Source organism: Janthinobacterium violaceinigrum, assembly GCF_009208555.1.
Classification (GTDB): domain Bacteria; phylum Pseudomonadota; class Gammaproteobacteria; order Burkholderiales; family Burkholderiaceae_D; genus Janthinobacterium; species Janthinobacterium violaceinigrum.
The window spans coordinates 61,750-75,087 of the sequence record NZ_WFLI01000009.1 but is presented as its reverse complement, the minus strand read 5'-3'; the positions used below and the strand labels follow the sequence as shown (position 1 = coordinate 75,087).

Genomic DNA, 13,338 nt, shown 5'->3' with positions numbered 1-13,338 from the left:
GGTCACCGTGCTGCGCACGGCCTTGACCGCGATGGCCGCCGCCGTACTGCTGGCCGCCTGCGCGGCGCCCGAATTCAAGCAGCCGCAGATCGAGACGCCGACGGCGTTCAAGGAAGCGCAAACGCCTGCCGTGCAGACGGCAGCCGATGGCACGCGCTGGAAACAGGGCGTGCCAGCCGAGCGCCAGGCGCGCGGCGAGTGGTGGCTGGCGTTCAATGATCCGGCTCTCACGAGCCTGATCAGCGAAGCCACGCAGGCCAATGCCAATCTGGCCGTGGCCGCCGCCCGCGTCAAGCAGGCGAGGGCCATTGCCGGCATCGCCGAAGCGGACCGCATCCCGCAAGTGGGCGTGAACGTGGGCGGCCAGCGCAACCGCGCCTCGGCCGTGTCGCTGGGCTTGCCGAACGGCGCGCCGGTGGCGGCCACTAATGTCTACCAGGCCAACCTGACGGCCAGCTACGAAGTCGACCTGTTCGGCCGCGTGGCATCGAACGTCAGCGCCTCGCGCAGCGATGCGCTGGCCGTGGAAGCGACCTACCGCTCGGTGCTGCTGTCCCTGCAGGCCGACGTGGCGCAAACCTACTTCCAGCTGCGCGCCACGGACGCCGAACTGGCAACGCTGGAACAGACGGTGCGCCTGCGCGAGGAAAGCGTGCATGTGAACCAGCGCCGCTATGACCTGGGCGACATCGGTGAATTCGATCTGTCCCGTGCCCGCACGGAGCTGTCGACGACGCGTGCCGAAGCCATCGGCCTGCAGCGCCAGCGCGCCACCAGCGAGCATGCGCTGGCCGTCCTCTTGGGTAAACCGGCCGCCAGCTTCACGGCGACCGTCAACCCGCTGCAGGACAGCGGCTTCCTGCCCGTGATCCCGGCCGGCATGCCGTCGTCGCTGCTGGAGCGCCGCCCCGACATCGCGTCGGCGCAGCGCACCATGGAAGCGTCGAATGCCCGCATCGGCGTGGCGAAATCGGCCATGTTCCCCGCGCTGACCCTGAATGCATCCGGCGGCGGCGCGTCCGACACGTTCTCGGACATCTTCAAGTGGAGCAGCCGCTCCTGGCTGCTGGGCGCCTTGATGTCGATGCCGATCATCGACGGCGGCCGCAACAAGGCGGCCGTGAGCCGCAGCGAAGCGCAGCTGGAAGAATCGGTGGCGACGTATCGCCAGAGCGTGCTGGTGGCCTTTGCCGAGGTGGAAGACAACCTGGCCGGCCTGCGCATCCTGTCTGGCCAGACGCAGCAGATCGACGAAGCCGTCGTCTCGGCGCGCCGTTCGGCCGACCTGGCGCAAAAGCTGTACGACGCGGGCCGTTCCAGCTACCTGGACCTGCTCGACGCGCAGCGCAACCTGGCGTCCATCGAGCGCAATGCCGTGCAGCTGCGCGGCAACCGCGCCGTCACCACGGTGGCGCTGATCCGCGCCCTGGGCGGCGGCTGGGGCGAGACGGAGCCGCAGGTGGCGGCCAACTGATTTCCGGCACCGCGGGCTGGCATGTCCTGCCCGCGGCAAGGAACATCGTCAAAACGGCGTCGTGCGCTTGCACGGCGCCGTTTTTTTGTTTTCAGTGAATTGAATCCGTTTGCGGCAAGGCCGCGTAAGTACTCCTGCAATCATGCAAACGCAGTCATCCAGGAGATACCATCATGCGCACCTTTATTCCCGCAGCACTGTTTGTCACATCCATGCTGGCCGCCAGCGCCCCGTTTGCCGCCGACATGACGACCATGGTGGGCGGCCAGAGCATGTATCCCAGCAAGGACATCGTCGACAACGCCGTCAATTCGGCCGACCACACGACTCTGGTCGCTGCCGTCAAGGCTGCCGGCCTGGTCGATACCTTGAAAGGCAAGGGCCCGTTCACCGTGTTCGCGCCGACGAATGCGGCGTTTGGCAAGTTACCGGCTGGCACCGTCGACACCCTGGTCAAGCCGGAAAACAAGGCGACCCTGACGAAAATCCTCACCTATCACGTGGTGCCCGGCAAGTACGACTTCAAGGCGCTGGCCCGGGAAATCAAGATGCACGATGGTAAAGCCACCTTGCCTACGGCCAGCGGCGGCAAGCTGATGTTCGCCATGAACGGCATGCACAACATCGTCGTGATGGATGAGAGCGGCAACAGCGCCAACATCAGCACCTATGACGTGTACCAATCGAACGGCGTGATCAATGTCATCGACACGGTCCTGATGCCGAAATAAGCGGATGAAAGAGAGTACGAAATAGCGGACGAAAAAAAAGACAGGGAAACCCCTGTCTTTTTTGCCTGCATGGCGCCGATTACTTGGCTGGCGCTGCTGCTGGTGCGGAAGCTGCCGCTGCGGCCGGAGCTGCTGGCGTTGCCGGTGCTGCCTTCTTCGCCTTGTGGTGCTTGGCTTTCTTGTGCGCTGCCGGTTTGACGGCGGCTGGCGCTTCAGCCTTGGCTGCTGGTGCGACGGCGGCGGCAGAAGCTGCCGGAGCGGCCGGTGCTGCAGGCGCGGCTGGCGTCTGGGCGAAAGCGGCGGTGGCGAACAGGCTGGCGATCAGGGTAGCGATAACTTTTTTCATGATGAATTCCTTGGTATGGTGTGGTCAGTAAAGTGTGCGGGAATTACTTGGCTGGTGCCGCTTCGGCGGTGGCCGATGCCAGTTTCGCATCTGCCTTGGCCTTGGTTTTTTTCGCCGTGTGGTGGGCCTTGGCCTTGGTCGCGGCAGCGTCGGTTTTGGCGCTGGCTACTTCCGTTTTCGCGGCGACGACTGCCTTGGCTTCCTTGGCGTCCGCTTTGACGACGGCTTGCGCTTCCTTTGCATCCGCTTTCACGACGGCCTTGGTGTGGGCCGCTTCCACTTTGGCGGGAACCGAGGCTTCTGGAGCTGCGGGCGTTTGAGCAAAGGCAGCGGTTGCGAACAGGCCGGCGATCAGGGTAGCGCTCAGGTTGAAAATGCTTTTTTTCATGGTGCAGTCCTCAGTGGTGGTTTGTCTGGTATGTCTGTTGGTGCCGGGATGATTCCCGTGTCACTGAGCATAAAACGCGGCCCCGAGCGCTTGCGTTGACGGTCATTACAAACGCTTACATCTGCGTTGCATCCACGGCCAAAATGGCTTTCAGGATGTCTTCCGAACGGCGCTGCCCGTAGCCCTTGCCGTAGGCGCTGGAAGCCACGCTCACCACCATGCGGCGCGCGGGGATGACATAGATCTTGTTGCCGCCATTACCCGAGGCGAAATACACGGCAATCTTCCGGCCGCCGACGTCCTGCATCTTCGCGTACCAGAAATAGCCGTAGCTGTCCGCGTAGCGGTCCGCGGCGCCGATGGCCACGCGCGGCGCCAGCGCGGCCTTGATCCATGCCCCATCGATCACGGGCCGGCCGTCAACCTTGCCGTCGTCGAGCACCAGCTGGCCAATTCTTGCCGTGTCGCGCGCGCGCAGCGACAGGTTGCCTTGGCCTTTCGGGTGGTTTGCCACGTCGCGGCCCCAGCTCCAGCGCGTGATGCCCAGCGGCGCGAACAATACCTTGGCGGCGTAGGCTTCCAGGTCGGTGCCGCTGGCGTTTTCCACCACGCGCCCCGCGATGTAGGACCCCAGCGAGTTGTAGCGGTAGACGCTGCCCGGCGCCGCGGCGGCCGGCACGCCGCGCACGAAGGCGGCGGGGTCGGACGCTTCATCGAGCTTGTCTTCATTGCCCGGCGAGTGTTCGTCTTCGTCGAAGGCGGCCAGGCCCGAACGCATGGTCAGCAAGTCGTCGAGCACCACCTTGCCCGCGGGGCTGCCCGCCACGTCGGGCCAGTAGTCGCCCACCGTTCCTGTTGTCGCCAGCTGGCCCCGCGCCACGGCCGCGCCCACCAGCAGCGCAGTGATGCTCTTGCCGGCCGAGCGGATGTCGTGCAGGGTATCGGCCGTCTCGCCGTTGTAATAGCGTTCGGCGACGATGGCGCCGTCGCGCAGCACGACGACGGCGCGCAAGTCGCCATGGCTGTCGCGGTCCTGGGCTTGCAGCACTTGCGCCAGGGTGGCGGGGGCCTCTTGCGCGCTGGCGGCGCAGGGCAGGGACAGGGCGGCAAGCAGCAGCAAGGGCAGGTGGCGCATGGACAGCTTTCGTGGCGATGGCGGGAGTGCCAGTGTCGCCCATGTGCGCCGCTTTGTCGCGCGCAAGCTGGCCTGTTCGATGAAGGTCGCATGAAGGCGCGGCGAAACAGGCGATATCTGGCGCCCCGGCATGCAAAAAGGACAGCCGAAGCTGTCCTTTGTACTGCAGGCGAAGGTAGCCACGCAAGCGCAGACCCGGCGGACGCGCTCCCGTGGCCGGATTCGCGCTTACTTCGCTGGCGCTGCCGGAGCGGTTTCCGCTGCTTTTGCCGCATCCGCTTTGACCTTGGCCTTGCCTGCCTTGTGATGGGCCTTGGCCTTGGTGGCTTTGGCGTCGGCCTTGGCGCTGGCCACGTCGGCTTTCGCGTCGGCGGCGGCAACCGCTTCTTTCGCATCGGCTTTCACGACAGCCTTGGTTTCCTTGGCTTCTGCTTTGGCCACGGCTTTTGTGTGGGCCGCTTCCGCCTTGACGGGCGCTGCCGGAGCGGCAGGGGTTTGGGCGAAGGCTGCGGTAGCGAACAGGCCGGCGATGAGGGTGGCGATAACTTTTTTCATTTTATTTTCCTGGCGAGTGGTAAGCGATTGTGTGGGGGATTACTTGGCTGCTGCTGGTGCGGCTTCCGCAGTGGCCGAAGCCAGTTTTGCATCTGCCTTGGCCTTGGTTTTCTTGGCTGCGTGGTGTGCCTTGGCCTTGGTGGCCGCTGCTTCCGTTTTTGCGCTGGCGACTTCCGTTTTCGCGGCGACGACGGCTTTCGCTTCTTTCGCGTCCGCTTTCACGGCCGTTTGCGCTTCCTTGGCGTCGGCTTTCACGACGGCCTTGGTGTGGGCTGCTTCCACTTTGGCGGACGCTGCCGGAGCTGCTGGCGTTTGAGCGAAGGCAGCGGTGGCGAACAGGCCGGCGATCAGGGTAGCGATAACTTTTTTCATGGTGCAGTCCTCAGTGGTGGTTTGTCTGGTATGTCTGTTGGTGCCGGGATGATTCCCGTGTCACTGAGCATAAAACGCGTCCCAAGATGAGTTCGTTGACCTTGTTTACACTTTCTTACAATCAGGTGTTTTATCGGCTGTTGCTGCGTGATGCGGGCATGAAAATGAAAAAAGACAGCCGAAGCTGTCTTTTTGTGTGGCGCGAAAAATGCGCGGAACTGATTATTTGGCTGCTGCTGCGGTCGCTTCAGTTTTGGCTTCGTCAGCCTTGGCCTTGGCTTTTTTTGCTTTGTGATGGGCTTTGGCCTTGGTGGCGGCTGCGTCAGCTTTGGCGCTGGCGACATCGGCCTTGGCATCGGCAGCGACGGCGGCTTCTTTGGCATCGGCTTTGACGACGGCTTTGGTTTCCTTGGCTTCCGCTTTAGCCACTTCCTTGGTGTGCTTGGCTTCGGCCTTGGCAGGCACGGCTGGCGTTTGAGCAAAGGCTGCGGTAGCGAACAAGCCGGCGATCAGAGTAGCGATTACTTTTTTCATGGTGCAGTTCCTCGAGAAGTGGGGTTGTAGTTCAGGAGATGCATTTCCCCTGTCACTGAGCCAAAAACGCGCCGTGCGCCAATACCGTTGACAGGCAATTACAAATACTTACACTTGCCGCGTAACCGCCTTGCGGGACCAGCGCGCGCCGGAGGCGTTCTGTTAGCTGGCGTACGGCGCCACGGCCCATGGAGGCCTAGACTCGATGCCATCGTCACCGCATGGGTTCGCCATGAAAGCCGCCTTGAAAACCGCCTTGAAACCCTATCGAGCGAAGCGCAATTTCGCTGTCACGCCCGAGCCTGCAAGCGGCGGCGAAGAGGCGGGCGGGGCGCTGGCTTTCGTGATCCAGAAGCACTGGGCCAGCCGCCTGCACTATGATTTCCGTCTGGAACTGGACGGCACGCTGAAAAGCTGGGCCGTGCCGAAAGGGCCCAGCTACGACCCGCACGACAAGCGCATGGCGGTGCAGGTGGAAGACCATCCGCTGGCCTACGCCCGTTTTGAAGGCACGATTCCCGCCAAGCAATATGGCGCAGGCAAGGTCATTATCTGGGACAAGGGGACGTGGCAGCCGCAGCCCGCCACGCCGGACGCGCGCGCGGCCCTGGCGGCCGGTGAGCTGAAATTCACCTTGCACGGCCACAAGCTGCAGGGCAACTGGGTGCTGGTGCGCATGAAAGGCAAGGGGGATCAACGCAGCGAAAAGCAGCCGGCCTGGCTGCTGATCAAGGAAAAGGACGGGTTTGCCCGGCCCGCCCTGGAATTTTCCGTCGTCGACGAGCAGGCTGACAGCGTCGCGCACAAGGCCATGCCCAGGCGCAAGAAGAGCGGCGAGCCGGCGCCAGCGCCAGCGGCCAGGCTGCCGGCCACCCTGTCTCCCCAGCTGGCCACCCTGGCCGATGCGCCGCCGCCAGATGCCCAGCAGTGGCTGTTCGAGGTGAAGTTCGACGGTTACCGGTTGCTTGCGCGCTGCGATGGCGAACGGGTTAAATTGATCACGCGCAACGGCAATGACTGGACGGCCAGGTTGCCCACGCTGCGGCAGGCGCTGGAAAGGCTGGGCTTGCCGCCAGGCTGGTATGACGGCGAAATCGTCGTCCAGGACGCCAGCGGCCACCCGGACTTTGGCGCCCTGCAGCGGGCGTTCGACGGGGAAACGACGGGCGAGATCGTGTATTACCTGTTCGACGTGCCGTATTTCGATGGCCACGATCTGCGGGGTCAGCCCGTCGAGGCGCGCAGGGCCTTGCTGGAACAGCTGCTGCGGAGTTTGCCCGCCTCGCCGCTGGTGCGCTTCAGCGAGGCACTTGATGCTGCGCCGCAGCAACTGCTGGACCACGCTTGCCGCCTGGGGCTGGAAGGCGTGATCGGCAAGCGGCGCGGCTCGCCCTACGCCACGCGCCGCTCCGGCGACTGGATCAAGCTCAAATGCGGGCTGCGCCAGGAATTCGTCATCGGCGGCTATACGGCGCCGCAGGGCGCGCGCGAAGGGCTCGGTTCGCTGTTGCTGGGCGTGCACGATGCGCACGGGGATTTGCGCTACGCGGGCAATGTGGGCAGCGGCTTCGACGATGCGGCCTTGCGCGACTTGCGGCGCCGGCTCGACGCGCTGGCCATCGAGACGAGTCCGTTTTCGGGCAAGGCGGGCGGCGTGCGCCAGCCCCGGTGGGTCAGGCCGCAACTGGTGGCGGAAGTGGGTTTTGCGCAATGGACCAGCGGCGGGGCAGTGCGCCATGCCGTGTTTCACGGCTTGCGCCAGGATAAACAGCCGGCCGCCATCGTGCGGGAACGGCCACAGCGAATCGACCACGGCAAGGAGAACACCATGCGCAAGCACGATGAGGGGGAGGCGGACAGCGTCTTGCCGGCCAGCTTCAAGGTCAGCCACGCGGATCGGGTGATCGACAGGGACAGCGGCGCCAGGAAGATCGACCTGGTGCGCTATTACGCGCTGGTGGGCAAGCTGATGCTCGTGCATTTAAAGGGGCGGCCCGTCTCGCTGGTGCGCGCGCCGGCCGGCGTGGGCGGCGAGCTGTTCTTCCAGAAGCATGCGGATACGTCGACCATGCCCGGCGTCCGGCAGCTCGGCGCAAGCTTGGACCCCGAACATCCGCCCATGCTGGAAGTGGCCAGCGTGCAGGGCTTGTTGTCGGCGGCGCAGTGGAACGTAGTGGAATTTCACACGCAAAACGCGCTGGCCAGCGCCTACGATACGCCGAACCGCCTGGTGTTCGACCTGGACCCGGGCAAGGGCGTGGCCTGGCCCGCCATCCGCGAGGCGGCCGTGCTGCTGCGCGCCTTCCTGACGGAGCTGGGCTTGCCCGCCTGGCTGAAAACCAGCGGCGGCAAGGGCTTGCACGTGGTCGTGCCGATCCGCCCCAAGCACGACTGGGAGACGGTCAAGGCGTTTTCGCAAGCCATTGTGGCGCACATGGCCCGGCTGATACCGGAGCGTTTCGTCGTGAAAAGCGGCCCCGCGAACCGCGTGGGCAAGATATTCATCGACTATTTACGCAACGGTAAGGGGGCCACCACCGTGTGCGCGTGGTCGGCCCGCACGCGTTCCGGGCTGGGCATTTCCGTGCCGCTGGCCTGGGATGAGCTCGACCAGCTGAAGGCGGGCGACCAGTGGAACGTGGGCAATGTCCACAGCCGCCTCGACGTGGGCAATGCGCCATGGGCGGGCTATGCGCGCAGCGCCAGGGGAATCGACGGGGCCATGCAGAAACTGGGATTCACGGCGCCCGCTTGACGGGCAGGGTGGCGCGCGCCAGTTGCAGCGCTTCGTCGATGGCCGCGGTGAGCTGGGCAATCTCGACGGGTTTGGTCAGGTAGCGGAAAAATCCCGACGCCAGGCCGTGCCGGATATCGCCCTTCATGGCGTTGGCCGTCAGCGCGATGACGGGGATGTGCGCCGTGCGCGTATCGTTGCGCAGGATGCGCTGCGCCTGGTTGCCGTTCATGCCGGGCAGGTTGATATCCATCAAGATGACGTCGGGATGGCGTTCCAGCGCCAGCGCGATGCCCTGGCGCGCGTCCGTGGCCGAGATCATGCGCAGGTGGGGCAGGAAGCTGACGATGTCTTCCACCAACCGCAGGCTGGCCGGATTGTCTTCCACGTACAGCAGCAGCGCCTGACCATCGGCGTCGTTGCCGGCGTCGGCGGCGGGTCCGGACAGCGCTTCCGTTTCCGGTTGCAGGCTGGACGATGGCGCGGCCATGGTGTCCAGTTCGATCCAGAACACGCTGCCCACGCCGAGGCAGCTGTGCACGCCCATGCAGCCGCCCATCAATTCGACCAGGCGCTTGGTGACGACAAGGCCGATGCCCGTGCCTTCCTCGCTGCCCGCCTCCTGTCCCAGGCGGTTAAATGGCTGGAACAGTTCCGCCATCTGCGCGTCGCCCAGGCCCTTGCCCGTGTCGCGGATGGCGATGCGCACGCGTTGCGCATCGGGCTGCGAGACTTCCAGCTCCACCTTGCCGGCCGGGCGGTTGTACTTGATGGCGTTCGACAGCAGGTTCAGCAGCACTTGCTTGAGGCGCGTATGGTCGGCCCTGACCGTCAGCGGCGCGCAGGCCGGAAAGACCAGCAGGATCTGGCGCTGCAGCGCCTGTTCTTCCACCATCACGCGCACTTCCTCGATCAGCGGGGGCAGGGCCACGGCTTCCATCGACAGGCTCAGGCTGCCTGATTCGATCTTTGCCAGGTCGAGGATTTCATTGATCAGGGTCAGCAGATGGCGGCCCGACGTGACGATGTTTTGCACGAACGCCCGTTTTTGCAGCGAGGTGGCGGGCAGGGCTTCGTTGGCCAGCAGCTGGGCAAAGCCGAGGATGGCGTTGAGCGGCGTGCGCAGCTCGTGCGACATGCTGGTGAGAAAGCGGTCCTTGGCCAGGCTGGCCCGTTCCAGTTCGATTTTCTGTTCGTTGAGCGTGTGCTCGATGTGCTTGCGTTCCGTGATGTCGCGGATGGCCGCTGAAACGAGCACGCCTTCGTCCGTTTCCAGCGGCGACAGGCTGATTTCCACGGGAAACTCGCTGCCGTCGCGGCGCAAGCCGTACAGTTCCAGTCCCGCGCCCATGGAGCGGGCGCGCGGCGCGGCGGAAAAAGCCTGGCGGTGGTGCGGATGCTCAACCGCATAGCGGGCCGGGATCAGCACTTCGACATTGCGCCCCAGCAACTCCGCGCGCGAGTGGCCGAACAGCCGCTCCGTCTGCGAATTGACGAGTACGATCTCGCCGTCGCCGTTGACGATGACGATGGCGTCCGGCGCCGATTCGAGCAGGCCGCGGAACTTCTGCTCGGCCCGGCGCCGGTCGCTGACGTCGCGGATGGCGCTGATGACGAAGGTGCCGATTTCCGTCTGGATGGGCGAGAGGCTGATTTCGACGGGAAACTCGACATTATCCTTGCGCAAGCCCAGCAATTCCAGGTCGGCGCCCATGGTGCGCGTGCGGGGCTGGTCGAAATAGCGCGCGCGGTGCGCCACATGCGCGTGGCGCAGGCGCTGCGGCAGCAGGCTATCGATTTGCCTGCCGCTCAATTCGCCTTCCCCGTAGCCGAACAGGCGCTGCGCCTGCTGGTTGGCCAGCACGATGGCGCCCGTGGCATTGACCATGATGACGCTGTCCGGCGTCGATTCGAACAGCACGCGGTAGCGCGCGTCGACGAACTGGGCGTCGCGCGCCGCTCTCAGCACGGTCGTATCTTTCATGGTGGAAATCAGGTAGCGGGGCCCGTCCGCCCTGGCCTGTGCCGGCTGGCACGCCACGTCCACATAGATGAGCTCACCATCCTTGCGCCGCCGCAGCGCTTCGCGGTCGTAGCTGCCATGCAAGGCCAGTTGTTCGTCGATCAGCGGGGCCGCTTCGGCCTGTCCCGGCAGCGAAATCAGTTCCCACAGCGTGCGGCCCAGCGCCTCGTCGCCGGCATAGCCGAAGATGCGCTGTGCCCCGGCCGTCCAGCGCACGACGGCGTGGTCTTCGCTCGTGACGACCACGCCGCCAGGGGCGCCGCTGAGGATAAGCTGATCTAACTCGGCATCCATTTCGTTCCCGCACGCATGAATGGGCTTGCCGGGCGGCAGGCTGTGTGCATACGCTAGCGAGAAGCATGATCAAAGTCAACGTCTTTAGTTACTTGCAGGGTCATCCTGCCGGCAGGCGTGCTTCAGGCCGCCTTGCGTTTGGCTGGGGCCGCTTTGCGGGCCGCGGCGCTGGTTGCTCGCTTGCGCGGCGGCGGGGCGGGCGCCTTTCTGCCCAGGCTTTGCTGCAGCAGGGCGACCAGGTCGATCACATTGCTGCCGCGCTCTTCTTCCGGCTCCGGCGCGGGCGGCGTGATGGTCTTGGTCTGCCTGGCCTTGATTTTCTTCTTGACCAGCGCCAGCACGTCTTCACGGTAGCTGTCGTGGTATTGCTCAGGCTGCCAAGTCTCGCTCATGCCTTCCACCAGCGACAGCGCCATCTTGAGTTCCTTGTCGGAAATACCCGCCGCTTTCAGGGTGCTTGCGGGCAAATCCAGGTCGTCCGTGGGACGTAGTTCATCGGCGTAGCGCAGGGTGTTGAGCACGATGGCGTCGCCCACGCACACCAGTGCGCATAAATGCTGCTTGGTGCGCATGACCACGCTGGCGATGCCCACTTTATTGGCTTTGCGCAAGGTTTCGCGCAGCAGCGCATAGACTTTCTCGCCGCCCTTGGCGGGCAGCAGGTAATACGGGTGTTCATAAAACGTCAGCGGCACTTCTGACGCATCGACAAAGGCGAGGATGTCGATGGTTTGCGTGGCCTTCACATTGGCTTGCCTTAAATCCTCATCGGACAGCACCACGTATGCATCCGTCTTGTATTCATAGCCCTTGATGATATCGTCCCATTCCACTTCCTTGCCCGTCCGCTTGTTGTAGCGCTTGTAGCCGATGGGCGCGAAGTCGCGCCGGTCCAGCATGGACAGGTCCAGTTCATGGTCGAGGCTGGCGGAGATCAGCTCGACGGGGATGTGCACGAGGCCGAAGCTGATGGCGCCTTTCCATAGTGCGCGCGCCATTGCTATTCCCCCACCTTGCCGGTGACGGGCAGCACGATGCCCGTGATGTAGCTGGAACAGGCGGGCGAGGCGAGGAAGACGTAGGCGGGCGACAATTCTTCGGGCTGGGCCGGGCGGTGCATGTCCGTGTCCGCGCCGAAGTTCCTGATGTCTTCCGGCGATTTGTCGGCCGGGTTCAGGGGCGTCCACACGGGACCCGGCGCGATGGCGTTGACGCGGATGCCCTTGTCCAGCAGGTTGCCGGCCAGCGCCATGGTGAATGCATGGATGGCGCCCTTGGTGGTGGAATAGTCGAGCAAGTGTTTCGACCCTTGCAAGCCCGTCACGGAGCCCGTGTTGATGATGGACGCGCCCCGCTGCAAATGGGGCAGCACGGCCTTGGCCATGTGAAAGTAGCCGTAGACATTGGTTTTCATGGTGAGGTCGAAGCGTTCCTCGCTCAGGTCCAGCAAGGACTCCGCATGTTCCTGGAACGCGGCGTTGTTCACCAGCACGTCGATATGGCTGAACTTTTCCATCACCTGGCTGACGGCTTGCTGGCAAAAGCCCTGCTCGCGCACGTCGCCGGGGATCAGCAGGCAGCTTTGGCCTTCCGCTTCCACGTAGCGCTTCGTTTCGTTGGCGTCCGCATGTTCATTCAGGTAAATGATGGCCACGTCCGCCCCTTCGCGCGCGTACAGCACGGCCACGGCGCGGCCGATGCCCGAATCGCCGCCCGTGATGATGGCCACCATGCCGGCCAGCTTGCCGCTGCCGCAGTAGTCGGGGGCCAGGAAACGGGGTTTGAGCTCCATCTGCGCTTCGATGCCGGGCTTGGCCAGGTGCTGGGCGGGCAGGGGCGGCGCCGGCTGGCTGCGGCTGCCCGTCTGCACGGCTTGCCTGCTGTCCCGTTTGTCCGGCTTGGCGGCATCGCGCCGCTGGTCTTTCTGATCTTGCTCCTGTTGTATGCTGCGCTGCAAGTTGCCGGCGGACTGGTCCTTGTTCTCGTTCATGCTGGCCTCCGTGGAAACGAAGATCCAGTATCGGCGCGGCACAAGCATCGAACGGTGCGCTTGTTAACAGAGTGGCGCAAACAGGTGTAAAGTTATATGATGGTTGACATTATTGTGGGAGGGCAGCATGAAAGTGAGCAGAGAGCAAGCGGCGCTGAACCGCGAACGCATCGTCGAGGTGGCGGCACGGTTGTTCCGCGAAAAGGGCTACGACGGCATCGGCGTGGCCGACCTGATGAAGAACGCTGGCCTCACGCACGGGGGCTTTTACGGCCATTTTGCGTCGAAGGAAGACCTGATGATCGAGGCGTGCCAGCATGCGCTGGATAAATCGCTGGAAGGCTGGCACGCCCGCGTGGAGCAGGATCCGCAAGGGGCGCTGCCGGCCATCATCGACAATTACCTGACGGCCAGGCACCGCGACCAGCCCGGCGGCGGCTGCCCGGCGGCGGCCATGGGTGTCGACGTGGCGCGCATGTCGCCCGGCGCGCGTCCCGTGTTTGCCAGGGCCACGCAGCAGCAGTTTGCCTTGCTGCAAGACTTGCTGCCCGACGGTACGCCGCAAGCGCGGCGCCAGCAGGCGATCGCCACGTTTGCCGCCATGGTGGGTGCCATGGTGCTGGCCCGTTCCGTCGATGACGAAGCCCTGTCGGGGGAAATCCTCGATGCCGTGAAGGCGCAATTGCTGCAAGACTGATCGCCGCAGCCGCAGTACCCCCTGTCAGCCGGCCTCGTCGCATGATAGGCTTCGGTTTTCAGATT

The 13,338-nt window shown here is 64.4% G+C and carries 13 protein-coding genes; 4 read left to right on the top strand and 9 right to left on the bottom strand.

All coding sequences use genetic code 11. From position 1 onward, the window contains the following. The first annotated feature begins 31 nt into the window (after window positions 1-31). Window positions 32-1,474 carry an efflux transporter outer membrane subunit gene (locus tag GCN75_RS10075; RefSeq protein ID WP_152282504.1) on the top strand — a complete coding sequence of 481 codons (1,443 nt, stop codon included), beginning with the start codon at window positions 32-34 and terminating at the stop codon, window positions 1,472-1,474. Window positions 1,475-1,647: 173 nt separating this feature from the next. Beyond that, on the top strand, window positions 1,648-2,205 hold the full coding sequence (locus GCN75_RS10070) for a fasciclin domain-containing protein (protein ID WP_405002797.1): 558 nt from the start codon (window positions 1,648-1,650) through the stop codon (window positions 2,203-2,205). Between the two features lie 79 nt (window positions 2,206-2,284). On the opposite strand, the gene GCN75_RS10065 is transcribed toward GCN75_RS10070, so the two are convergent. The 6 genes from GCN75_RS10065 to GCN75_RS10040 all read right to left on the bottom strand — a co-directional run bounded on the left by GCN75_RS10065 (window position 2,285) and on the right by GCN75_RS10040 (window position 5,535). Then, on the bottom strand, window positions 2,285-2,551 hold the full coding sequence (locus tag GCN75_RS10065; protein WP_152257397.1) for a hypothetical protein: 267 nt from the start codon (window positions 2,549-2,551) through the stop codon (window positions 2,285-2,287). 43 nt (window positions 2,552-2,594) lie between these two features. Next, window positions 2,595-2,939 carry a hypothetical protein gene (locus tag GCN75_RS10060; RefSeq protein ID WP_152282399.1) on the bottom strand — a complete coding sequence of 115 codons (345 nt, stop codon included), beginning with the start codon at window positions 2,937-2,939 and terminating at the stop codon, window positions 2,595-2,597. Between the two features lie 115 nt (window positions 2,940-3,054). Continuing rightward, complete coding sequence (locus tag GCN75_RS10055) at window positions 3,055-4,074, bottom strand: serine hydrolase domain-containing protein (RefSeq protein ID WP_152282398.1); 1,020 nt, start codon at window positions 4,072-4,074, stop codon at window positions 3,055-3,057. A gap of 228 nt (window positions 4,075-4,302) precedes the next feature. Further along, a complete protein-coding gene (locus GCN75_RS10050; protein WP_152282397.1) occupies window positions 4,303-4,629 on the bottom strand; it encodes a hypothetical protein in 327 nt (108 codons plus the stop codon). A gap of 39 nt (window positions 4,630-4,668) precedes the next feature. Then, window positions 4,669-5,001: a hypothetical protein gene (locus GCN75_RS10045; protein ID WP_152282396.1), complete on the bottom strand. Its 333-nt coding sequence runs from the start codon at window positions 4,999-5,001 to the stop codon at window positions 4,669-4,671. Window positions 5,002-5,223: 222 nt separating this feature from the next. Continuing rightward, window positions 5,224-5,535, bottom strand: a complete 312-nt coding sequence (locus GCN75_RS10040) for a hypothetical protein (RefSeq protein WP_077406305.1) — start codon at window positions 5,533-5,535, stop codon at window positions 5,224-5,226. Window positions 5,536-5,767: 232 nt separating this feature from the next. Here GCN75_RS10040 and ligD point away from each other — a divergent pair, with 232 nt between their 5' ends. Then, window positions 5,768-8,290, top strand: coding sequence for a DNA ligase D (gene ligD, locus GCN75_RS10035; protein WP_152282395.1), 2,523 nt, complete (start codon window positions 5,768-5,770; stop codon window positions 8,288-8,290). Here the strand turns inward: ligD and GCN75_RS10030 are convergent. The 3 genes from GCN75_RS10030 to GCN75_RS10020 all read right to left on the bottom strand — a co-directional run bounded on the left by GCN75_RS10030 (window position 8,274) and on the right by GCN75_RS10020 (window position 12,576). Further along, complete coding sequence (locus GCN75_RS10030; protein ID WP_193317441.1) at window positions 8,274-10,586, bottom strand: PAS domain S-box protein; 2,313 nt, start codon at window positions 10,584-10,586, stop codon at window positions 8,274-8,276. The genes ligD and GCN75_RS10030 overlap by 17 nt on opposite strands. 122 nt (window positions 10,587-10,708) lie before the next feature. After that, a complete protein-coding gene (gene ku, locus GCN75_RS10025) occupies window positions 10,709-11,584 on the bottom strand; it encodes a non-homologous end joining protein Ku (RefSeq protein WP_152282394.1) in 876 nt (291 codons plus the stop codon). A 2-nt stretch (window positions 11,585-11,586) separates the two neighbouring features. Further along, entirely contained in the window at window positions 11,587-12,576 is a 990-nt protein-coding gene (locus tag GCN75_RS10020) for an SDR family oxidoreductase (protein WP_152282393.1), read from the bottom strand. A gap of 127 nt (window positions 12,577-12,703) precedes the next feature. On the opposite strand from GCN75_RS10020, the gene GCN75_RS10015 reads away from it, so the two are divergent. After that, window positions 12,704-13,273, top strand: a complete 570-nt coding sequence (locus GCN75_RS10015; protein WP_152282392.1) for a TetR/AcrR family transcriptional regulator — start codon at window positions 12,704-12,706, stop codon at window positions 13,271-13,273. Window positions 13,274-13,338 lie beyond the last annotated feature (65 nt).

Bases quoted from the DNA above. Each gene is read 5' to 3' on its own strand.
- GCN75_RS10075 (WP_152282504.1), top strand. From the start codon at position 32: ATGGCCGCCGCCGTACTGCTGGCCGCCTGCGCGGCGCCCGAATTCAAG.
- GCN75_RS10070 (WP_405002797.1), top strand. From the start codon at position 1,648: ATGCGCACCTTTATTCCCGCAGCACTGTTTGTCACATCCATGCTGGCC.
- GCN75_RS10065 (WP_152257397.1), bottom strand. From the start codon at position 2,551: ATGAAAAAAGTTATCGCTACCCTGATCGCCAGCCTGTTCGCCACCGCC.
- GCN75_RS10060 (WP_152282399.1), bottom strand. From the start codon at position 2,939: ATGAAAAAAAGCATTTTCAACCTGAGCGCTACCCTGATCGCCGGCCTG.
- GCN75_RS10055 (WP_152282398.1), bottom strand. From the start codon at position 4,074: ATGCGCCACCTGCCCTTGCTGCTGCTTGCCGCCCTGTCCCTGCCCTGC.
- GCN75_RS10050 (WP_152282397.1), bottom strand. From the start codon at position 4,629: ATGAAAAAAGTTATCGCCACCCTCATCGCCGGCCTGTTCGCTACCGCA.
- GCN75_RS10045 (WP_152282396.1), bottom strand. From the start codon at position 5,001: ATGAAAAAAGTTATCGCTACCCTGATCGCCGGCCTGTTCGCCACCGCT.
- GCN75_RS10040 (WP_077406305.1), bottom strand. From the start codon at position 5,535: ATGAAAAAAGTAATCGCTACTCTGATCGCCGGCTTGTTCGCTACCGCA.
- ligD (WP_152282395.1), top strand. From the start codon at position 5,768: ATGAAAGCCGCCTTGAAAACCGCCTTGAAACCCTATCGAGCGAAGCGC.
- GCN75_RS10030 (WP_193317441.1), bottom strand. From the start codon at position 10,586: ATGGATGCCGAGTTAGATCAGCTTATCCTCAGCGGCGCCCCTGGCGGC.
- ku (WP_152282394.1), bottom strand. From the start codon at position 11,584: ATGGCGCGCGCACTATGGAAAGGCGCCATCAGCTTCGGCCTCGTGCAC.
- GCN75_RS10020 (WP_152282393.1), bottom strand. From the start codon at position 12,576: ATGAACGAGAACAAGGACCAGTCCGCCGGCAACTTGCAGCGCAGCATA.
- GCN75_RS10015 (WP_152282392.1), top strand. From the start codon at position 12,704: ATGAAAGTGAGCAGAGAGCAAGCGGCGCTGAACCGCGAACGCATCGTC.